At 48.4% G+C, this 21230-nt stretch carries 18 protein-coding genes; 5 read left to right on the top strand and 13 right to left on the bottom strand.

What is annotated here, in order from left to right; translation table 11 throughout:
* Positions 1-418: 418 nt before the first annotated feature.
* The 5 genes from GWI56_RS15510 to slyA form a co-directional block, all read right to left on the bottom strand.
* Complete coding sequence (locus tag GWI56_RS15510; protein ID WP_198573404.1) at positions 419-1486, bottom strand: c-type cytochrome; 1068 nt, start codon at positions 1484-1486, stop codon at positions 419-421.
* A 10-nt stretch (positions 1487-1496) separates the two neighbouring features.
* Positions 1497-2120 carry a c-type cytochrome gene (locus tag GWI56_RS15505; RefSeq protein ID WP_198573403.1) on the bottom strand — a complete coding sequence of 208 codons (624 nt, stop codon included), beginning with the start codon at positions 2118-2120 and terminating at the stop codon, positions 1497-1499.
* Between the two features lie 225 nt (positions 2121-2345).
* Positions 2346-3374 (bottom strand): DUF2955 domain-containing protein, encoded by a 1029-nt coding sequence (locus tag GWI56_RS15500; RefSeq protein WP_198573402.1) that lies wholly within the window; start codon positions 3372-3374, stop codon positions 2346-2348.
* Between the two features lie 201 nt (positions 3375-3575).
* Complete coding sequence (locus tag GWI56_RS15495; protein WP_198573401.1) at positions 3576-4634, bottom strand: HlyD family secretion protein; 1059 nt, start codon at positions 4632-4634, stop codon at positions 3576-3578.
* Between the two features lie 8 nt (positions 4635-4642).
* On the bottom strand, positions 4643-5116 hold the full coding sequence (gene slyA, locus GWI56_RS15490) for a transcriptional regulator SlyA (RefSeq protein ID WP_105251323.1): 474 nt from the start codon (positions 5114-5116) through the stop codon (positions 4643-4645).
* A gap of 223 nt (positions 5117-5339) precedes the next feature.
* Between slyA and GWI56_RS15485 the strand changes: the two genes are divergently transcribed.
* A complete protein-coding gene (locus GWI56_RS15485; RefSeq protein ID WP_198573450.1) occupies positions 5340-7241 on the top strand; it encodes a methyl-accepting chemotaxis protein in 1902 nt (633 codons plus the stop codon).
* 56 nt (positions 7242-7297) lie between these two features.
* Here the strand turns inward: GWI56_RS15485 and metF are convergent, their stop codons facing one another.
* From metF to metB, 3 genes are all read right to left on the bottom strand, one after another.
* On the bottom strand, positions 7298-8185 hold the full coding sequence (metF, locus tag GWI56_RS15480; RefSeq protein ID WP_012088154.1) for a methylenetetrahydrofolate reductase: 888 nt from the start codon (positions 8183-8185) through the stop codon (positions 7298-7300).
* A 217-nt stretch (positions 8186-8402) separates the two neighbouring features.
* Entirely contained in the window at positions 8403-10796 is a 2394-nt protein-coding gene (locus tag GWI56_RS15475) for a bifunctional aspartate kinase/homoserine dehydrogenase II (protein WP_198573400.1), read from the bottom strand.
* Between the two features lie 11 nt (positions 10797-10807).
* Complete coding sequence (gene metB, locus GWI56_RS15470) at positions 10808-11971, bottom strand: cystathionine gamma-synthase (protein WP_198573399.1); 1164 nt, start codon at positions 11969-11971, stop codon at positions 10808-10810.
* Positions 11972-12182: 211 nt separating this feature from the next.
* Between metB and metJ the strand changes: the two genes are divergently transcribed.
* Entirely contained in the window at positions 12183-12497 is a 315-nt protein-coding gene (gene metJ, locus GWI56_RS15465) for a met regulon transcriptional regulator MetJ (RefSeq protein ID WP_105251319.1), read from the top strand.
* 134 nt (positions 12498-12631) lie between these two features.
* Positions 12632-13375 (top strand): sulfite exporter TauE/SafE family protein, encoded by a 744-nt coding sequence (locus GWI56_RS15460; RefSeq protein WP_113940051.1) that lies wholly within the window; start codon positions 12632-12634, stop codon positions 13373-13375.
* Between the two features lie 106 nt (positions 13376-13481).
* Here the strand turns inward: GWI56_RS15460 and nrfD are convergent, their stop codons facing one another.
* The 5 genes from nrfD to GWI56_RS15435 form a co-directional block, all read right to left on the bottom strand.
* The gene (gene nrfD / locus GWI56_RS15455; RefSeq protein WP_006087005.1) at positions 13482-14429 is read right to left on the bottom strand and encodes an NrfD/PsrC family molybdoenzyme membrane anchor subunit; all 948 of its coding nucleotides are present in this window, start codon (positions 14427-14429) and stop codon (positions 13482-13484) included.
* A gap of 2 nt (positions 14430-14431) precedes the next feature.
* Positions 14432-14998, bottom strand: coding sequence for a 4Fe-4S dicluster domain-containing protein (locus GWI56_RS15450; protein WP_198573398.1), 567 nt, complete (start codon positions 14996-14998; stop codon positions 14432-14434).
* Between the two features lie 12 nt (positions 14999-15010).
* Entirely contained in the window at positions 15011-17293 is a 2283-nt protein-coding gene (gene phsA, locus GWI56_RS15445; RefSeq protein WP_198573397.1) for a thiosulfate reductase PhsA, read from the bottom strand.
* 442 nt (positions 17294-17735) lie between these two features.
* On the bottom strand, positions 17736-18398 hold the full coding sequence (locus GWI56_RS15440; protein WP_198573396.1) for a pentapeptide repeat-containing protein: 663 nt from the start codon (positions 18396-18398) through the stop codon (positions 17736-17738).
* 104 nt (positions 18399-18502) lie between these two features.
* The gene (locus GWI56_RS15435) at positions 18503-18985 is read right to left on the bottom strand and encodes an SRPBCC family protein (RefSeq protein ID WP_198573395.1); all 483 of its coding nucleotides are present in this window, start codon (positions 18983-18985) and stop codon (positions 18503-18505) included.
* Positions 18986-19229: 244 nt separating this feature from the next.
* On the opposite strand from GWI56_RS15435, the gene GWI56_RS15430 reads away from it, so the two are divergent.
* Both GWI56_RS15430 and GWI56_RS15425 read left to right on the top strand, forming a co-directional pair.
* On the top strand, positions 19230-19658 hold the full coding sequence (locus GWI56_RS15430) for a hypothetical protein (RefSeq protein ID WP_198573394.1): 429 nt from the start codon (positions 19230-19232) through the stop codon (positions 19656-19658).
* Positions 19645-20748 (top strand): phosphoribosylaminoimidazolesuccinocarboxamide synthase, encoded by a 1104-nt coding sequence (locus GWI56_RS15425; protein WP_198573393.1) that lies wholly within the window; start codon positions 19645-19647, stop codon positions 20746-20748. The genes GWI56_RS15430 and GWI56_RS15425 overlap by 14 nt, the downstream gene beginning before the upstream one ends.
* Positions 20749-21230: the final 482 nt, after the last annotated feature.

Raw genomic sequence — 21230 nt, 5'->3', positions numbered from 1 at the left:
GAATCCAAGGAGGATAGGACGAGCAGTCCTCCTTGGTCGGGTGTGGGGTGAAGCCCCACGACCTTGATTCACCTCGACCGTAAGGCCGTATTGATCTATACAAGACGCCCGCCCCATGGCCGCTTTTTGGCATCCATGCCATCACGGCATTTGTGAATCCTTTCACATCAGACGGGCGGTCGAGCATCCACGGATGGACTGGCTGCGAGTCGACGAGCGAATGCTATGACTCACCTATACGTTGATACCTGCAAACACGAAGACCCCTACAACGTAAATCCCAGATAACTCAGTACAATTGACCAACACATATTTGACCAATAAAAAAGCCAGCAAAGCTAAATGCTTGCTGGCTTTTATGTCTAACTTATTCACTCGCTTTATAACATCACACGAGCACTTAATCTCAGCGACTCAACTATGACTTCTTAGGAAAAATCGGATAGGACTCAGTGCCTAACACTTTGCCATCGACCGTGAGACCATAGTAATCGCTGTCATTGTGGTATTTCTCCTGCGCTTGCTTCACATCACCCTTGTTACGCGGATCCTGCGGACGCTCGTGGGAGTTGATGTAAGCGGCAACATCCCAAGCCTGTTGGTTCGTCAGCTGCATGCTCTTACCAAAGGGCATGTTTTCATAAATGAAAAATGCGGCAGTATTGACCCTGTGCATTCCCGCTCCCCAGTTATAACTTTGAGATCCCCACAGCGGCGGCAGTGCATACACACCCGCAATGGCTTGACCTTGCCCATCAACACCATGACAAGTTTGGCAATGGGCGACATACACGGCTTTACCTCGTTCAGATGAATAGGCTTGTTCGGGTTTTGGGATCTCAGGATAAGCTCGACCCGGCAAGTTAGCACGTTGCTCAACTGTCATCGCCTTAGCTAATGCCTCTGGTAGTGGGAAGTCATCCCGCTTGGCACCTTTGACTAACTCAGCATCACTGATCTCAGGAACAGGGCCACTGATATTAGCCTCATCCATCAAGCCGCCCATGCCTAACCAATAAGCGTAAGCAGAAAGCGCCACTAACTCAGGGCTACCTGATGCTGGGGCTTTACCATTCATAGAATAGTTAAAACAGCCTTGGATGCGTTCTTCAAAACTACTAACTTTATTGTCTTTTTTACGATAGGCCGGATAAGCAAAATACGCGCCCCAGAGGGGTGATGCGTTGGCTTTACGGCCTGCATCCATATGGCAATTGGTACAGTTAAGCTCATTACCCACATACTTATCACGCAGCTGTTGGGTATTCACAAACAGTTGATAACCTAAACGCACTTTGTCACCAAAGACGCCTTCGGGAATCGCACTCAAAGGTCTAGGGGTAAGATAGGTTTGATCTGCTACCTTAGGGAAAGAAGGCAGCGGAGCTTGCTTATCTGGGCGTTCTTGTACTGGCTCAGTTTCAGCTTGCGCCTGAACGGTTAACGACCCCATCGCGGCCAGTAATAACATTGCGGAATATTTCATGGCCGGCTCCTTATTTTAAATTCGCAAAGTAGTTGGCTAACGCATCAATCTCAGTGACGGTGAGCTTATTCGCGACGCTCCCCATCATGCCATCGACGTCACCTTTACGTGTTCCCGACTGCCACGCCAATAATTGCGTTTTGATATAACTCGCCTGTTGACCTGCTAAGCGAGGAAATAAGCCGCCACCTAATGCAGAAGGACCATGGCAGGTCACGCAGGCTGGTAAACCACGGGACCAATCACCTTGATAGGCTAAACGGGCGGTGTCGTCATTAAAAACAACTTGTTCACCGCGGAGAACAGGCTTGACGTCATTGGCAGGCTTAGCTGAAAAATAGCTCGACACTTGCTCAATACCGTCACCTTGGAGCGTCATTGCCATCGGCATCATGGTCGCGTTTTGGCGAACGCCCGCTTGGAAATGCTGCAATTGTATCGAGATATATTCTTTAGATAATCCCGCTAATCGAGGGCCGAGTGGTTCAATACCCTCACCCGCTGCCCCATGGCAAGACACACATAACTGTGCAGCTTGTGGCATAACGTTCATCGATTGTTTGTCAGAAGGCTCGGCGGCAGCGGCATAGCCGCTACATAGCGTTAAACCTATGACTAATGTTTTAATCTTCATGTTCTATCCTTGAAGAGAATTAAGCTCTAAAGCATAGGGGTTATTGTTATTTATGTTTGTGCTCACACACTAAACCCATTTTAAAATCAGCCGCTCATTTTTAAAACAGCCAATAAATGAGCCTTAACATTCATTAAGAGTCACTTATTGTTCAATTCAAACGGGATAAATTTACCTTACTCTGTACAAGGTTAAGCTGCAAGCCTTCAAGACTTAACGGCCTGCTCAATAACCAAATCGCGTCGATTCAAAACGATTCAATAACTTATGTATCAAATAGCATAAAAGTAACGTGCCAACGATAGCGATTAAAATACTGCTCACTCGGTATAAGGCACTGAAGATTAAGTCGTTACCTGGGGTCAAATACTGCCCAAACAAAATCCCTAACGTGGTCATAGCACCAAAACCCACGCCAGAGCCATTCGCCTCGCGCACATGGGCTTGGCTAAAAATCATCAGTCCAATCCACAACAAGGGGACAACTAACATCAATAGCCCTGACCAATCATAGAGCAGCAACTGCACGAGTATCCCAAACGACACCCCCAACAGGGTGCCTATGGCGCGCTTACGGGCATAGTCGAGTGCGCCATTCCAATGCATGGGAAACAATAGCAAAAGAGTGGTCGCTTGAGCCGACATCGAATCCCGCAGATCAAATATTTGGAACACCAGAAACGATGCCGTCGCTATGGTCGCGCCGAGCAAGGCTTCGTGGCGCATTCGATGCGGCGCCTTAGGCCCAGATTTGTAAGCCACTCTTGGTTCAACATCGGGCCAGAGTGCCGTCATAGCGTAGGCGATAACAACTGAAAGGGCTGTTGCCCAAAAGTTACTGAAAACTAAGTCGTTTAAGTCAACGCCTGGATAGCTAGCAAAGTGCAGCATGATACTGAGACTCAGCACACCGTTGGCACCAAAGAGAAACAAACTGCCGCGGGACATGGCCGCAAAGCGGTATAAAAATAATAGGAAAACGATAGGAGTCATCATACCGGGATGGCTGCCAAAGAAACCGCCGAGTAACCCAACCTCTAACCCAGCCATGGCAGATGAAGCTAATAATTGGCGCATAGCATGGCCATTCATCACTGGCACTAATCCGAGTAGTAGCATAGGTGTCACAGTGAAGAAGACTCCATTGCTCCAACCAAAAATTTTACACAGGGTAAAACCTAAGGTCGCGCCAGTCGCAATCCGTAAACACTGGCGTAAATCGTTGGCCGTCAATGGGCTATGGCGTAGTAACATGCTCGTCGCCTTGTTCTATCGATACATTAAATGAGGATGTTTAGCTGGCTTATGCTGCGTTCACACTTATGTTGCTTTGAAGCGTTCACTCAAGCCACTCGCGGCAAATACAAACCACCGCGAGTCACTCGTGCTCGTCAACACAGATAAGTACTAATGGATATGCCGATAAATATGCTGGTAAATACGCTAGTAAATAGGCTAGTAAATATAGTGCAGCAGGCTGATTGCTTTAATTTGCACCTTAGCGAGCATGCTAAACAGGCTATTCTCGGGCAGCAATTGCACGGTCGCGCGCGCACCGGCTGGTAAGCTGTTCATTGCCATACCATCTAACACTAGATGTAATCTCAATCTTTGGGCATCACGTACCCAACGGTCCGATTCCTGTGGCGCGGCTAAACGGCCATTGGCATCGAATTGCCCTGCACTCACGCCCGCATCGACACTGCTCACCGTCGCCCGATATAAACGCCCAGGTTCGCCATCGAACGCGATCAAAGCGGTCGAAGTTGCATTCACGCCACGCAGGCTCTTCTCGCGAAAATCGGCAATAATATCCACTTTATCCGATACCACGGCCAACAGAGGTTGCCCCACGGTCGCAAAACTACCGACTTCTAACTGCAAGTTAGTCACTATCCCATCTTGATCGGCACGTATTTGGGTGTAAGACAGATTAAGCTCGGCTTGGGCTAAATGGTTTTGCGCCTGACGCACTTTAAGATTCTCTTCGCCATAACTGCCGCGACTTACTTTGAGTTTTTCTAAACGTGCATTGGCGGCAAGCAAATTGGCTTCAGCAGCTGCGGCATCGCTATCGGCTAGCTCCTTTTGCTGCTGCGATACGCCATGGGTGGCATACAGGGCATCGAGACGTTTAGCCTCACTGCGTTTTTGTTGTGAGGTGGTTTTATTGGCATTGACCTCGGCCTTAGCGGCCAGTAGCGAAGCATCTAACTCAGCATTATCTTGACGGGCTTGCTCTAAGGCCAATTTAGCTTGCGATACCGCTAACTCATAGGGCGCGGGATCGACTTGAAACAACAAATCACCCTTGGCAACCGCTTGGTTATTGTTTACAGCTATGGTCTGAATTTTACCGCTGATCTGCGGTGTCACTTTCGTCACTACACGGGTCGCCATGGCTTGAGGCGTCAATGGCATCATAGTGTCGGCCAGCATGAAATAGCCAAAAACCATCACAAAGCCAAACATGGCAAATTTTACTAAACGGGCAAACTGTTGATCCGGTGTCATCTTCTTTCTCACAAAAGGGTGTCTGTAACCTTGGTTAATTTGGCGCTGGCGTTGTCGCTGATCAGGCTAATAATGCGTTCAAATTCGCTCAACTCTTCGGCACTGATCCCGCCTAATAACTCACGGCGCACTTGAATAATCCGCGCTTCCATTTGCTTTAAAACATCTAATCCCGCTGGCGTCAGGCTCACAATCCTTGCCCGCTTATCTTTGTCACAACAATGACGCTCGACTAAACCTTGCTCTTCTAATTGCCCTAAGGTGCGCATTAGCGAAGCCAATTCAATTTCTAAGGCATCGGCCAACACTTTTTGGCTCACACTGTCGCCTAAACGCAGTAATTTCCACAATGCCGTCCAACGGGGATGAGTTAATCCTAAAGGTGCCAGCTCAACATCGGCCACGGTACGCCACAGTCGATGCAGACGGCCTAAATGCTCCGCCAGTGATAACTCTTTTAGTCGCTCTAATTCTTTTTGCATCTTACCCACCCACTTAGTTAGCGTGCTAAGCATTATACTTAGTTAGCAGGCTAAGTAAATATTTAGGCCCAAAATAGATCTGTGTCCAAGGGCACGAAACGAGCGTAAGAGGGAATAAATAACGTAAAAAGGTTCGCGCCCTCTCAAATCTTATCAAGTTGTATCTCTATAATATCAAACGGATAAATTGAGTTGATTTGCACATGAATTGGAGGCTGTTTTGATAAATCTAAAAATTAGTACGAGGATCGTTATTGGGATCTGTCTATTACTGTTAACAGTAATGAGCTTTATCATGCCGCTCGTTCTCTCTGAATTCAGTCGCCAAGTTGCAGAATCCGAGCAAAGAGAACTCCATAAGATCTATGAAACCGCTGTTGCCGAGATAGCCTCATCGGGCAAATTAGCTGAAGCAATGGCAACCATCATCTCACTCACGCCAGAAGTTCAAAGCACCTTTGCAACAGGTGAACGTGATGAACTCACCGCCCGTACCTTACCTATATTCACCCAACTTAAGCGCGATTTTGCGGTTCAGCAATTCCAATTTCATAGGCCACCAGCCACTTCTTTTTTACGCTTGCATCGTCCTGAAAAATTTGGCGATGATCTCACCAGCATACGCAAGACCATAGTTGAAACAAATAGCCAAAAGCGCCCTCTTTATGGCTTGGAATATGGAGTGGAAGGATTAGGTATTCGTGGTTTAGTTCCAATGACTTACAACGGACAACACACAGGATCAGTTGAGTTTGGCATGTCCTTCGGTCAACCCTTTTTTGATAATTTTAAACAAGCCTATCAAGCAGAAATTGCCCTCATCTTGCCAGATGGTTCAGGGTACAAGTTATTTGGCGCTACATTCACGCCTGATACCCAAGCGGCAGATGAACTCAATAACGTCATGCAAGGCCATGAAGTCATACGCACTATTTCCTTAAATAACAAAACCTACGCCCTGTATCGCAATGCCATAAAAGATTACTCAGGAAACGTGTTTGGCGTACTCGATATTGCGATGGATAGAACCCATTCAGAACAAGCGATAGCGGATATTCGCCTTAAGTTGATCCTTATCGGTTTAGTGGCTCTGGTCATTGGAACTGCCATTGCTTGGTTTATTGCCAAAGGGATTACTCGCCCTATCGCTGAAACCACCCAAGCCATGAATGATATCGCTGAAGGTGAAGGCGATTTAACCCGCAGAATCGCGGTAAAAGGTAAGGATGAAATTGCTGAATTATCGATGGCATTCAACCGCTTTGTAGAAAAAATTCACAACACAGTTTCCCACGTCGCCGACTCAACAAGCCTGCTCGCCACCTCTGCTGAAGAAATGTCGAGCATTACGCGGGAAACCCAGAAGATGGCGAGTCGTCAGCACCTCGAAACCGAGCAAGTTGCCACCGCAATGAATGAAATGGCCGCAACGGTTCAAGAAGTTGCCCATAACGCTACCGATGCGGCCGATGCCGCCAATCATGCCAATGACTCAACCGAACAAGGCAAATTGGTTGTACAAAAAGTGGTAACCACTATCGCCATATTGGCCGAGGAAATAGCCACAGCAGCGAGTGAAATCAATGAATTAGAGCGTAATACCGCTGAAATTGATTCTGTGCTTGTGGTTATCCGTAATATTGCCGACCAAACTAATTTACTCGCACTCAATGCGGCAATTGAAGCCGCAAGGGCGGGAGAACAAGGCCGAGGATTTGCGGTCGTTGCCGATGAAGTACGCACTCTGGCGAGCCGCACTCAAGCATCTACGACGGAAATTCAGCAGATGATCGAAGCGCTTCAGCATAAAGCTAAGTCTACAGTCAATGCGATGGAAACCAGCACCCGCACCACCCAAAGCTGTGTATCCCAAGTTCACCAAGCGGGTGAAGCACTCGAAGCCATTACCCATGCGGTTTCCACCATTAGCCAGATGAATATCCAGATCGCCAGCGCTGCAAATGAGCAATGTGCGGTTTCGGCAGAAATTAATAAAAATGTTAATAACATCAATGATATTGCGACCAATGCGACAGATAGTGCGGTACAAACTGCACGCGCCGGCGATGAACTTGCCCAACTCGCAGCCCGTTTAACAACTTTATTAGCTCAATTTAGAATTTAAACAAAACAAAACGCCGCATTCTCTGCGGCGTTTTTATTAGCTTATTTTATAAGATGTTATTTAGGACGCACGCCTAAAGTGTGGCAAATCGCGTAGGTCAATTCGGCGCGATTTAAGGTGTAGAAATGGAAATCCTTCACGCCTTCGCGGGACAATACTTTTACCATATCGATTGCCACGTTTGCCCCCACCAATTGGCGTGTACCCGCATCGTTTTCTAGGCCATCAAATTGCTTATGTAACCAATTAGGTAACGACACATTGGTCATGCCCGCGAAACGTTTTAGCTGGGTAAAGTTAGTCACAGGTAAAATGCCCGGCACAATTTCAACGTCGATACCAGCGGCAACACAGCGATCACGAAAACGCAGGTAAGATTCCACATCGAAGAAAAACTGGGTAATGGCACGGCTGGCGCCCGCATCAATCTTGCGCTTAAGGTTGATCAAATCCGCCTGTGCATTACTCGCATCGGGATGCACTTCTGGATAGGCCGCAACTGAAATATCAAAGTCAGCCACTGAGCGCAGTAAACGCACTAAATCGACCGCAAAACGGGTTGGCTTGGGGCTACCCGCGGGTAAATCACCCCGCAGCGCCACTATGTCACGAATGCCCGACTTCCAGTAATGCTTAGCCAGTTCTAATAACTCTTCATCGCTGGCATCCACTAAGGTTAAGTGCGGCGCGGCAACGAGGTCGGTTTCCTGTTGGATACGTTCAATCACGCCATGGGTGCGGTCGCGAACACCAGAGTTAGCACCGTAAGTCACAGACACAAACTTAGGATTCAGCGGCTCTAAACGACGGATAGAGTTCCACAGTATCTGTTCCATTTCGGGGGTCGATGGCGGGAAAAACTCAAAAGAAACATTAATATCGCCATTAAGCTCAGACAAGCTCTGGTTCAGCGATTGTGAATGTTGTGCGTGATGAAAAGCCATGTGTATTTCCTCAACCGCCCTTGGCGCTACTCTTTGCTAGTATGAATTCGTTCAAATGGACGTTTGGACGTCTATATGTCCATATACTAGAGAAACTGAGATGTAAGTCAAGCCCCAAAATACCCATAAACCGCATTTAATCTCGGTTAATTCGATAGATTTATTCTAGCCAATAAAAAAGGACTCGAATGAGTCCTTTAAGAGGCTTGATATCGCGTTATTCCTGCAGCAGATCGCGACAGATCTGAGTCAGATCCGACTGCACCGCCGCCGCTGTCACTTCGCGTCCGGCGCCCGGTCCACGGATGATCAGCGGATTACCTTGGTAGAAGACACTGCGGATCACAAACACATTATCACCAGGGGTTAAATTGGCGTAAGGGTGATGAGTATCAATCCACTGCAAACCAACCTCGGCCTTGAGCTCTGGGCCGCTGTTATCTAAGGATGCCACATATCTGAGCACCTTATTTTGCTCCGCCGCCGCACCATACTGTTGCAGCAGATCGGCATCTAACTCAACAATGCGGGTGAGAAATTGATCTAAAGGAATATCCGCCAAAGCGGCTGGTACGAGTGAGCGCAGTTCAATATCTTCGAGCTCGATTTCAAGGCCAATTTCACGGGCCAAAATAAGCAGTTTACGCTGCATATCTCGGCCGGAGAGATCGTCGCGGGGATCGGGTTCAGTAATACCTAAGCCTCTGGCTTCAATCACTAATTCTGAAAATGGCTTGCTGGTATCGTATTTTTCAAATAACCAACACAGGGTGCCGGAGAAAATCCCGCCCACCGCTTCAACGCTATCACCGCTGTTACGCAGATCATTTAGCGCATGTTGGATGGGTAAACCTGCGCCACAGCTGGCGTTATAGCGCCAAAATAAGCGACGATTACCCAGTTGCTGCTTTAACTCTCGATAGAAAGGCAGTGGACCCGAGCCCGCAAGTTTATTCGCGCTCACCACATGGATGCCACGCTCGAATAGCTCTGGATATTGCAGCGTCAAACTGGCGCTGGCACTGATATCTAAGGCCACCAGCTCATCGCAGTTAACTTGCTCTAATTGCTCGAATAAATGTTCATACTGCCAAGGCGTTGCTTCAGTATTGAACTCTGTTTGCCACGCGGCAAGATTAATCCCAGTGGATTTAATCAAGGCTTTACTCGAACTGACTAAACCGACTAACTCAACACTGGCTTCGAGTTCATGGTCCAGTGATGGTGAAACCGACTTAAACAGATCGATCCAAGCCTCACCGATATTACCCACACCGAGCAGCAAGACGCCAATGCGTTTACGCGGGCCAGCGCAGCGACGGTGGACTTTTTGGGTTAACAGATTCACCTGTGACTGGGGCACTAACGTCACTAAACTTAAATCGCCACTGAACAAAGGTTTAGCATCACGGCTCAGTAAACGGGCGAAACTGCGACGATAATGTTCGGCGTCGGCACTCACTAATGCAACTAAACCAAAATCTGTGTTGATCTGTTGATCGCTGATCCCTAATGCTTCTGCCTCGGCATCGAGTAATCTTTGAACTTGTTTTTGATTCTCAGCGGTATAAGCAAGTTCAACTCTTTGATGGGCAGAGGTCCAATGGGCCAATGGCGTTAAACCCGCTGCGATCAACGAATCTAATAGGCTCGTTAATTCGCCCGTAAGCTTAAAGCCGAATAGGACCACAGCATTGAGATTAGTCACCACAGGCGCGCTCGCCGACGAACTGTGGGGCGCGATTAAGGTAAAGTCAGTGTGCGATGCATAACTTGAACGCACCGCTAAGCTCACTTCAGTATTGAATAACGGCTGCAAAGTGCGCGAATGCAATACTGGCGAGCCCAAACGCGCTAGGCGATCGGCTTCGGCAAGTGACATACTTTTCAGTAACTTGGCATCGTTGATTTTATTAGGATCGGCGTTGAACACCCCTTCCACATCGGTCCAAATGGTCACGCGCTCGATATCGGCGAGACTAGCAATCAGGCTGGCACTAAAATCTGAACCATTACGACCAAGTAACAAGGTATCGCCACGCTCGTTAGCACAGATAAAACCTGTGATCACTAAGCGTTCATTTGGATGCGCGGCTAATAGGGCTTGTACTTTAGCGCGGGATTCTTGTACCCGAATTTGCGGCACAGCGGCTTCATCGGCCACTAAAATTGAACAGGCATCCACATGGCTTGCCGCCACGCCAGATTCGCGCAGTAGCGCCGCCATTAAACGTGCCGACCAACGTTCGCCAAAGCTCACCACATGATTGATTTGGTATTCGTTGCGCTCGTCTAAGGACAACAAGCTGATGAGTTGCGCTTTATCAGTGGCCAAACGCTCACGCAGATCTCGGGCTTGTTCATTCGACAACAACTGCTCAATCAACCCCTGTTGGTAACTGATCAGCACTTGTAATTCTTCTTGCCATAGCTGACCCGCATCACGCAGCGCTAATAATTTATACAGGAAATTCGTGCTTTTACCCGCCGCAGAGACCACCACGAGATCATCACTATGACCGTGGGTTAACAGGATATGGGCAACTCGACGATAACAATCGGCATCCGCTAAACTGGAGCCACCAAATTTATGTAAGTGACAACGTGCCATCTATTATTCCTCTACTGACAAGCCGCAACGGCGGCTAATCCTGCTTGAATATCTGCAACTAAATCGGCGGCATCTTCAATACCCACCGATAGACGCAATAGGGTGTCCTTAATACCAGCCTCGAAGCGCGCCTGCGGCTCCATGGCTCTGTGGGTCATAGTGGCGGGCACTGCCACTAAACTTTCGACGCCACCTAAACTTTCCGCCACGCTAAATAAGCTGAGTGCACCTAAAAAGGCCACCACTTCGGCCTCGCCGCCTTTGAGCTCAAAGCTCAGCATAGCGCCAAAGCCCTGTTGTTGCTTGGCCGCAATGGCGTGACCTGGATGATCCGCAAGCCCTGGGTAATAGACTTTGCTCACCACAGGGCTTTGCGTTAATACCTCAATAATACGCTGGGCATTGGCTTGATGCTCGCGAATACGCACCGCTAAGGTACGTAGGCCGCGCAGGGTCAGATAACTGTCAAAGGCTGACCCCGTTAAGCCTAGAGTGTTCGACCACCAATGTAAGCTTTCGCCGATTTGCGCGTCTTTGGCGACCACAGCGCCGCCGACCACATCGCTGTGACCATTGATATATTTAGTGGTGGAGTGGATAACGATATCCGCGCCTAACAATAGGGGTTGTTGCAATATCGGCGATAAAAAGGTGTTATCGACCACCACCAGCGCGCCGACCTCATGGCTCGCCTTAGCAATGGCTTCGATATCTACCACACGCAATAACGGGTTCGATGGGGTTTCGAGCCACACCATCTTAGGATTCTGCGCAATGGCGGCGGCTAACGCTTGGCTGTCGGTTTGGTCGACCACAATGAGCTTAAACTGGCCTTTCTTCGCCAAGTTGGTAAATAAACGGTAGGAACCGCCATAGCAATCATGGGGTACAACTAATAAGTCATCGGGGCCGAGCAAAGTGGTCACTAAGGTGATGGCCGCCATGCCAGTGCACGTCACTATGCCAGTGGCGCCCTTTTCTAATTGCGCTAATGCTTCGCCTAAAATGCAGCGCGTTGGGTTGCCTGAACGACTGTAATCGAATTCGCGGGGATTTTTATGACCATCGAAAGCGTAATTAGTCGACAAATAAATCGGTGGCACAACTGCACCATATTGAGTATCGCTTTCGATACCCTGACGCACTGCCAGTGTGGCTAATTGACGCTCTGCCATGGGGGACTCCTAAATTCGGTAGACTGATAGAGATGTCTGGACGTCTAAATGTACCTAAGCCCAACGCCATCGTCAATAGGCGTGAAGACGTTTAGACGTCTGAACATAAAGAAATCTGTTTGCAATCACAAAGAAATAGTAGCAATAATTTGACTGTTCTTTGTAAGGGTTTAAAATCTGCCCCGAATTTAGCGTTATAACAGGTGAGTCAATGACTGAATGGAATGGGGAATACATCAGCCCCTATGCTGAACATGGCAAGAAGAATGAACAAGTAAAAAAAATTACTGTGTCTATTCCGCTCAAAGTGCTTAAGGTCCTCACGGACGAACGTACTCGTCGTCAGGTCAATAATTTGCGTCACGCCACCAACAGCGAGCTGTTGTGTGAGGCATTTTTGCACGCCTACACTGGCCAGCCATTGCCCAACGATGAAGATCTGTCAAAAGATAACCCAGACAGCATTCCCGCCGAAGCCAAGTTGTTGATGGATCAAATGGGAATCGAGTGGGAAGACATGGAATAGCGACTCATCGCTTTCAAAGTCATATCACAGTGCTCATCAATAGGGATCGTTAACGATCCCTTTTTGTTTATACCCAAGCGACTTCAAACTTTAAATTTCACCATCTTGAGTTGGTTTGGGATATAGGAAATCCTATGTTTTCTATGATAGATCCACAGACACTCGCCTTAGCCTCGCTGGTCGTGTTTCTGGGCGCCTTAACCCAAAGTCTTATTGGGTTTGGGCTTGCGGTTGTCGCCAGTCCTTTGCTGTATATCGTCGATCCACAACTTGTACCTGCGCCTGTTATTGCTATGGGTTTCTCCATCGCCCTGCTGACCTTAGTGCGTGAACGCGGTCACTTAGAATTCAATGGCTTGCAATATGCGCTCCTAGGTCGCGTGCCCGGTGGTTTTATCGGCGCGAGCCTGTTGCTGTTTGCGCCTCAACCCATACTGGGTTTATCCATCGCCGCCATTGTGACTGTCGCAGTGATCCTCAGCCTGTATAAATTCAGCCTGCCAGTGAATAAGAAAACCCTCTTCGGTGCGGGCGTGGTTTCAGGGATCTTCGGCAATATCGCCGCGATTGGTGGCCCGCCGATGGCGATTTTGTTGGCAGGCAAAGATGCCTCGCAGTTTCGCGCAGCGCTGTCGGCCTTCTTCATTTTTAGCTCCATGATTGCACTGATCATTTTAGCGATCACTGGCTTATTAGAATTAAAACATCTGTGGCTGTCGTTGATGCTGCTCCCCTCAGTGATTTTAGGTTACTTAGTCGCAGGACGATTAGTGGGCCGTGTCGATAAAGAGAAGACAAAGATGGCAACGTTAGTCCTGTGCAGTATCAGCGCCTTAGTGCTAACGGTGAAGTCAGTTATCGAACTCTTACCCCAATAAGCGTCCCGCTTGTACTGGCAAACCTTCTCAAAATTCAAACAATAAAAAAGCACTGACATTGCCAGTGCTTTTTCTTTATCTATCAATATGTAAAGCCAGCTTACATTCAGCTTAAATAGCTTTGCCCTGCGTACACAATAAAGTGTCTTAAGGCGAGTACGCCCGTTAAGCTCGCACAAGCCACCATGATCATTGCGCCCTTAGTGTGGCGAGTCGCGGCTGGTAGCAGCATAAACAGCAATGGAATACCAAAGCCGATACCGACAACGCCTATCCAGAACACGCTTGCCCATAGCCCAGAGGTTAACGACGCTAAGGCCGCAGCAGCCGCGCCGCCCTTGAAGTACAAGGCGCAGAACAACATGAACAGGAACAAGATTTCAATTGCCATCACAGGCAACTCTAACCCGTGCATCTTGACTAAGGTTTTATCGTGGCTGTCAGTCTTAAACAGCAAGAGTGCCAGTACCGCGTTTGCCGCAGCGCCCGCCGATAAACCCGACACTAAAAACAGCGCAGGCAGTACCGCAGTGTTGAGCATAGGATAGGCATTCATCGCCGAAATTAAGAAGCCAGTGTAAGCCCCTACGCCAATGGCGAGGACAAACAACAATACTTCAATCAGCTTTCGAAATGGCATAAGTAACTTAGCGATAGGTGTTAGGAAACCCAAACCCCATTTTGGTAAGTCATCCCGCAGCACAATAATGGCGTACGCAAAAGCTAAGGGAGAATACGCCAGCAGCGCCAGCACCCCGATTGCCATCACAGACTGGAAGTTATAGTGAATTAAGATCAACCAAAAGTGGAATGGTTTGGTTAAATCAAACACTAGACAAGCTAGACCTAAGCTAATTGCCACAGGCCCAATAATGGCTGCCGCCTTAAGAATGCTGCTTTCAGCTCCCGCGCTGAGTTCCTTATTCGCCCAGCGCAAACCAATGCCAATCAGTAAACTGCCCGCGGATAACCCCGCCATAAACAGGTAAACGGCGATGACCCAGTGCCAAGTGACAGGATCATATTGCGCCATGTCGCCCCAAGTATTGTTCATAATCAAATCCCCCCTCTTTTGGTAGGAACGCGATATACCCTAGGTTTAGTGCCCAAATGGGTTTTATCTTGGTAAGTGATTTTAGTGTTGAGCATGATGGCCACTTCACTGCTTGGATCATTGGCATCACCAAACACTAAGGCATCGGTTGGACACACTGTCACACACGCTGGCTCTTCGCCCCGTGCTAAACGACTGTCTTTACAGAAGTTACACTTATCCGCCGCCTTGGTTTCTGGGTTCATAAAGCGCACTTTATAGGGGCACGCTGCCACACAGTACATACAGCCGACACACTTCTCGGTATGGATAGAGATAATGCCGTCTTCACCCACATAGGCCGCACCCGTTGGGCACACCTTAACGCAGGGTGCATCTTCACATTGCTGGCAAGATACCCTGTGATATTTGAAATGCAGATTGGGCATCTCACCAAAGGGACCTTCCACACGCACTTGCAGACGAGTTACGCCTTCGGGTACGCCATTTTCACTGCGACACGCCACGTTACAAGCTTGGCAGCCGATGCACTTATTCTCGTCGTGCACCATTACATATCGTTTATTCATTTAAGCCTCCGATTAGCGCTTTGCCAGCGTGACGCCCGTGGTGTGCACTGTCATGCCACACACAGGAGCAGTAACGTGCGGCAGTAAGTTACCGCAGTGGATACCTTTGCCCGTTGCTCTGACCAACTCTTTGTTTTTAGAACCAAAGCCCATGTAAGCAAACACAGTATCTTGGCGAATGCCCGGCGTGACTAAGGCATGGCCTTCTTCTGTGCCAACACTGCTGGTGAGGCGGATTGGGTCGCCATTGCTGATGCCTAATTTGCCCGCAGTGATGGGATGAACCCACACAGCGTTATCCGACATCAGGTTAGCGAGCATAGGCACATTGTGGGTTGCACCATTGGTGTGCACCGCCACTTTGCCTTGGATAAAGTACAGCTCATCTGCTTTTTTAAGATTCACTTCGCGGAACTTGATCACCCCACGGCCCGGTGCCATGGCTTCGACTTTCGCGGAAGTGAGTTCAATCTTGCCGCTCGGGGTTTTAAAGGTCAGTGCGCTGGCGTAAGTGCCGTCTTCATCGGCAGGTCGCGCATTGGGGTATGCCTTAATAAACTCGGCAACCATCTTAGGCTCGCACAACATAATTGGCTTACCGAAGCTCACAAAACCTTCGTCTTTGATACGGCGCAGCAGGTCAGTGTCGCGGTTCACCTGCAGCATTTGCAGGGTTTCCATGTTTTCCCATGGATAGAACTCGCCAAGGCCCATAGCCACACCCACATCCTTAAAGATCTGCCAAGAAGGCTTAGTATCACCTAAGGTTTCAACGACCCGTTGGCGCACATAATAGGCCGGATTTTTACCTGACTTGTCAGCAATTTCTTCATCACGTTCAAGATAAGTCGACTCAGGTAAAATCACGTCAGCATAGGCGGCGGTTTCGCTGATATACACATCACACACGGCGATAAAGTCGAGCTTTTTCATCGCTTCAACAACGCGCGCCCTGTCTGTCATGGTTTGCATTGGGTTAGTGCGTGACATCACCCAGCCGTGTAACTGGTAAGGAACAGCGCTTAACGTGGCATCGAGAATGGTTTGGTAAACGCCGCCCGATGTCCACATCATGGCGTACTGTTCTTCCACCTGATCGATACGTTTCGCTGCTGGTTTTGGCATGTCTTTCACGCCAGGTTTTGCCAATACGGGCGCCACCGCTTCACCGGCAAGCTTGTTGTAATCACCGGGTTTCTGGCCGATATAAATCCCGCCCTTACGCTCGATGTTACCAATCAAGACGTTGGCGGCGTAAAGGGCGCGGCGCATCTCAAACTCTTCGGTGGTAAAGGTGGCTCTGTGACCAAAATCGACCACAGCATGGGGCGCTTTAGCGGCATATTCGTGGGCGATACGACGAATGTCTTTGGCAGGCACATCGGAGATGGTTTCTGCCCATTCAGGGGTATAGGCTTTCACTTCGGCGGCAAAGGCTTCGAAGCCTTCCACATAGCGCGCGACGAATGCTTTGTCGTAAAGATTATCTTCAATCAATACATGGCATAACGCCAAGGCGACGGCCACGTCGGTTCCGGGGCGAATGGCATACCATTCATCGGCTTTATCGGCCACGACGGAGAATCTTGGCTCGAACACCACCAGCTTGGCACCTTTGTCCATTTGCGCCGCCATCATGCCGCGGGTTTCGGACATATTGATGCCTTCGTACAGGTTATGGCCGAAGTTAATGATGTATTTAGAATTACTTAAATCACGTTTGACCTTAGTGCCAAAAATAGCCTTAGCGGCAATTTCATAACCACCAGGGCAAGTCGACGCGTGGGTAAAGGTATTTGGACTACCAAAGGTGGTCGCAAGGTGAAACAAATGCTTTTCTTGTGAGCCAGATTTTGACGAGAATGCCACGGCTTCTGGGCCATGTTCTTTTTTGATTTTATTGAGGTTTTCAGCGATTATTTTATAAGCCTCATCCCAACTGATCTCAGCCCATTTGCCTTCGCCGCGCTCACCGACCCGCTTTAACGGTTTAACGATACGCTGTGGATCGTACAATAAACTATGGCCTGCGCCGCCACGGGCACACACTTTACCGCCAAAGGATTTAGCGGCCTTGTTGCCACTAATGAAGACGTTTTTGCCCTCAATCACCCGCGCCGAAATCGGGCAGCGAGTCGAACACATTTCACAAATACTGGCAATGTCTTTGCCCATGCCCTTTAGCTGCTTATTCTCTAATGCCGCTAAGCTGCCCGGCAGCAGACTGGCCAACGCACACGTGGCGCTGCTCGCTCCTGCTCCCTTTAAAAAGGTTCGCCTATTAAGCTCAATCATGGTTACCTCCATCACGCTCATCCCACCCGTCAGTCGCCACATTGGACGCCATCGAGCAGAGGTTTGCTCACTGATTTGATTACTTTTTTAGTTATAAAGCGTTAAAACAGCGCCGCCATATCTTCAAAATACACGGCATACGCTGAATACACTGCTCATCCACAGAGATTGTTATCCCGAAAGAGGTAGGTGGGTATTGTGGTAAACCACATGGGGAAGCTCGGTGTGATCTACAGCAACTAAAACCTAGGACTGACCTTGAAATACGTGAATAAGATCAATAGGTCTTAAAAAACGGACAGAAAAAGCCGCCAGATGGGACAAATGGCGACTTCAAAAACAAACAGATATTTCAGTAAATTGCGATAACACTCGTGGGATGAGCATCACTATGCTGAGTGGAAAGTTGAGTGAAAAGCTGAGTAAAAACCTACCACTATCCTTAATCCATTAATTCTATATCGAGGCAGTTGAGCAGCCGAATCACTTCGTCGCGGCTAAACTTAGCGCCTTTGATTTTATTGTTAAAAATGTCGATATCGTAATTGGATGCCTCGCTGAAATCCGCCTCCAATAATTGAGTTCGGCCAAACAGACTATGACTAAAATCCGTGTAGGTGAAATTGGCTTGATTAAAACTGCCCTCGCGAAAATCGACATCGTGGGCCTTGCACTCTTCGATGATAATTTCATCGAGGGACAAACCTAAAAATGAGCAATCATTTAAGATGCATTGCTTAAAGGAAAAGGGCGCGGCAAAGGATAAACGCGACCACGCGGCTCGGGTCCAATCGATACCGACTAACTTACACTCTTCAAACTCCACCCCGCTGAACTGACACTGGGGCACTTTCACTAAACTTAAGTTGCAACGCACAAAGCGGCAATCGATAAACTTGCATTTACGGAAAGTGCTCTCGCTAAAATGGCAATCTTGAAAGCAGCAATCCTCAAACTCGATGCCCTGTAGATCTTGGGCTAATTCCGACAAGCCATTGAACTGTTTTGATAAAAAACTATTGCCCTGCAAAGCCGCGCTTTGCGCTAGTTGGGATGGCGCAAGCACTGATTGTTTAAGTACAGGCACTTCTTTCTGTGACGACATAACACCTCTAATCCTGCCCAATCCCCAACAATAAAATATGCAGGGCAATTGGGCTAGATACTACTTATTGTTTACTCTCTGATACGAGGCTTGAGACTCACCGGCTAAATGCTCGCGACGAGTTCCTCAAGCTGATCGGTCGCCTTAGACCAACCCTGATGAAACCCCATATCCTCATGATTCTGCCTATCTTCGCTATTCCAATGCAGCACCCGCGCAGTGTACTTGGTCTTACCATCTATAGGTTCAAACATGATGGTTGCCGTCATAAAGGCTTTATCGGACGGCACCCAAGCCTCAGTAAAGGCATCGGTAAATACGATGCGCTCATTCTCAACCACCTCGAGATATACGCCACGATTCGGGAAATCCTGCCCCTCAGGGCTGCGCATCACGATCACATTTGAACCACCGGCACGCACATCTAAGCTCGCGCTTGCCACAGTCCACGGCCTTGGCGTAAACCAGATTTTGAGGAGTTCTGGCTCGGTCCACGCGCGGAACAGCTTTTCTGGCGGCGCATCGATAATCCGCTCTAATACTAGCTCTCGTTGATTATCATTATGTACATGCTGACTTGTGCTCATATTCCCTCCATTGGATATTTGGCTTGATGGTCTTGTCGGCTGCTACATCATAAGCTCGCATATCAGCGCGCTAAAATACAGCCCTTCAACATTAGCTCGTCCGCAGAACACCAGCCCTCCATGATGCTCAGCACTGAGTGTTAGCGCGTGATTCCCTTGCAAATCCTTATGCCAGCTAGATTCAAGCCACAGAACTATATAAAGAGCAGTGTAAAGGGCTGTGTAAAGATCTGTGCAAAGAGCGATGCAAATAGCCGTGGCAAATTTTGTCAAAAAAGGTAGAATGTCGCCACTTTTTCGCGGCAGTCTAGAACAAGGTTCTCTCGGATTAATGGTTAGCATTTTCGAGCAAAATGGCACGGGCCCAGCCCGCTTTCGCAGACCACTTTCACTGTGGTGCCAACCTTGCCCTGCGTTTGTTCCCTCCCTTGCATTATCTCCACCCAACACAATTCAAACACCGCCCGAAAATACAATTTTTGCTGTTCAAGATTTAACATCAAATCCCGCAAACTGGCTGAGCGATTTACGCCCTAAGCCAAGCGCGAATAATAAAGCGGTTGCAATGAATCTGGCTGTTGCTAACGCCATAGTCCATCTGCAAACCGACACTTATAAAAACCTTATCCCTACACTCTCTATCCTAAGGAATACTCGTCATGAGTCTTGCTGATTCCGTATTAGCCGTGAATAACGATTTGCCAATCCGCACCGACAGCCCAGTCCACAGCGGCAAGGTTCGCAGCGTTTACTGGCTAACCGATGCCGACAGCCGCCGTTTAATCAAAACCAAGGGTTATAACGTCCCCGAAGATACCCCGCTCGCCATCATGGTGATCAGCGACCGTATCTCGGCCTTCGACTGTATCTTCCACGGTGAAGGTGGCCTCAAAGGCATTCCCGGTAAAGGCGCGGCATTAAACGCGATTTCTAACCACTGGTTTAAACTGTTCGCCGAAAACGGCCTAGCCGACAGCCATATTTTGGATATCCCGCACCCGTTCGTATGGATAGTCCAAAAAGCCCGCCCCATTAAAGTCGAAGCCATTTGCCGCCAGTACATCACAGGCTCAATGTGGCGCGCTTACTCTAAGGGCGAGCGAGTATTCTGTGGCATCACACTGCCAGAAGGCTTAGAGAAAGATCAAAAGCTCCCTGAGCTGTTAATCACCCCATCGACTAAGGGTATTTTAACCGGCATCCCAGGCGTGCCCGCTCAAGATGACGTGAACATCAGCCGCAGCGATATCGAAGCCAACTACCAAGCCTTTGGCTTTGAAAAGTTAGAAGATATCGACCTGTACGAGAAGCTGTTAAAAGATGGCTTTAAAGTGATTTCAAAAGCACTGGCCGACATTGATCAAGTGTTTGTCGACACTAAATTTGAGTTTGGCTATGTCACCGATAAAGATGGCAATTCAAAACTGATTTACATGGATGAAGTCGGCACTCCAGACTCATCACGTATTTGGGACGGCGCAGCCTACCGCGATGGCAAGATTTTGGAAAACTCCAAAGAGGGTTTCCGCCAATTCCTGCTAAATCATTTCCCTGATCCTGATGTGCTACTCAACAAAGACAGAATGCCAGAGCGTGAAGCCCTCGCCCGCGACAATGACCTGCCACTTGAGGCCATGATGCAAGTGTCACGCACTTACACCGGCGTTGCCGAGAAAGTGACTGGCGCGGCAATTCCGCTGCCAGCCAATCCAAAGGCAGATATTATTAAGATACTCAAAGATGAGTATGATCTGATTGTGTAATAGTGAGTTGTAAGCAAATCTGAGGTTTTGGGTGGTTTACCCATAGCTGAATAGTAGAAAAGGCGCTTAGGCGCCTTTTTGTTTAAGTCATTCACAAACTTAACCAATACACCGCTGATAATTAAGCACTGTCATTCCAGTGACACGCCGCCTATATCTTAAAAAAGCAGCATCCATGAGGGCTCGACGACGGCATCCATGCCGTCAACGGTCACTTACATGCCAATGCTTAATTCAACCAACTCTTCAGTAATCTGTATGCCTTTTCACAAGCATACACTTTACAAATTTAACAATGGGCGGCTCGTTAAATTTTTTTATTTAAGTCATTCACAAAATTAACCAATACATCGCTGATGATTAAGCACTGTCATTCCAGTGACACGCCATAAACTCATCCATGAGGGCTCGACGCTGAAGAATCCCCTGATGATTTACATATAAATCATTAGATTGGAGTGAACTTGCACCTTGAAGTGTGA

Source organism: Shewanella sp. DW31, from assembly GCF_015767295.1.
Classification (GTDB): domain Bacteria; phylum Pseudomonadota; class Gammaproteobacteria; order Enterobacterales; family Shewanellaceae; genus Shewanella; species Shewanella oncorhynchi.
Note: the sequence above shows the minus strand (reverse complement) of the source record. Positions and strands in the feature narration are given on the sequence as shown.

Bases quoted from the DNA above. Each gene is read 5' to 3' on its own strand.
- GWI56_RS15510 (WP_198573404.1), bottom strand. From the start codon at position 1,486: ATGAAATATTCCGCAATGTTATTACTGGCCGCGATGGGGTCGTTAACC.
- GWI56_RS15505 (WP_198573403.1), bottom strand. From the start codon at position 2,120: ATGAAGATTAAAACATTAGTCATAGGTTTAACGCTATGTAGCGGCTAT.
- GWI56_RS15500 (WP_198573402.1), bottom strand. From the start codon at position 3,374: ATGTTACTACGCCATAGCCCATTGACGGCCAACGATTTACGCCAGTGT.
- GWI56_RS15495 (WP_198573401.1), bottom strand. From the start codon at position 4,634: ATGACACCGGATCAACAGTTTGCCCGTTTAGTAAAATTTGCCATGTTT.
- slyA (WP_105251323.1), bottom strand. From the start codon at position 5,116: ATGCAAAAAGAATTAGAGCGACTAAAAGAGTTATCACTGGCGGAGCAT.
- metF (WP_012088154.1), bottom strand. From the start codon at position 8,185: ATGGCTTTTCATCACGCACAACATTCACAATCGCTGAACCAGAGCTTG.
- GWI56_RS15475 (WP_198573400.1), bottom strand. From the start codon at position 10,796: ATGGCACGTTGTCACTTACATAAATTTGGTGGCTCCAGTTTAGCGGAT.
- metB (WP_198573399.1), bottom strand. From the start codon at position 11,971: ATGGCAGAGCGTCAATTAGCCACACTGGCAGTGCGTCAGGGTATCGAA.
- metJ (WP_105251319.1), top strand. From the start codon at position 12,183: ATGACTGAATGGAATGGGGAATACATCAGCCCCTATGCTGAACATGGC.
- GWI56_RS15460 (WP_113940051.1), top strand. From the start codon at position 12,632: ATGTTTTCTATGATAGATCCACAGACACTCGCCTTAGCCTCGCTGGTC.
- nrfD (WP_006087005.1), bottom strand. From the start codon at position 14,429: ATGAACAATACTTGGGGCGACATGGCGCAATATGATCCTGTCACTTGG.
- GWI56_RS15450 (WP_198573398.1), bottom strand. From the start codon at position 14,998: ATGAATAAACGATATGTAATGGTGCACGACGAGAATAAGTGCATCGGC.
- phsA (WP_198573397.1), bottom strand. From the start codon at position 17,293: ATGATTGAGCTTAATAGGCGAACCTTTTTAAAGGGAGCAGGAGCGAGC.
- GWI56_RS15440 (WP_198573396.1), bottom strand. From the start codon at position 18,398: ATGTCGTCACAGAAAGAAGTGCCTGTACTTAAACAATCAGTGCTTGCG.
- GWI56_RS15435 (WP_198573395.1), bottom strand. From the start codon at position 18,985: ATGAGCACAAGTCAGCATGTACATAATGATAATCAACGAGAGCTAGTA.
- GWI56_RS15430 (WP_198573394.1), top strand. From the start codon at position 19,230: ATGCAAATAGCCGTGGCAAATTTTGTCAAAAAAGGTAGAATGTCGCCA.
- GWI56_RS15425 (WP_198573393.1), top strand. From the start codon at position 19,645: ATGAGTCTTGCTGATTCCGTATTAGCCGTGAATAACGATTTGCCAATC.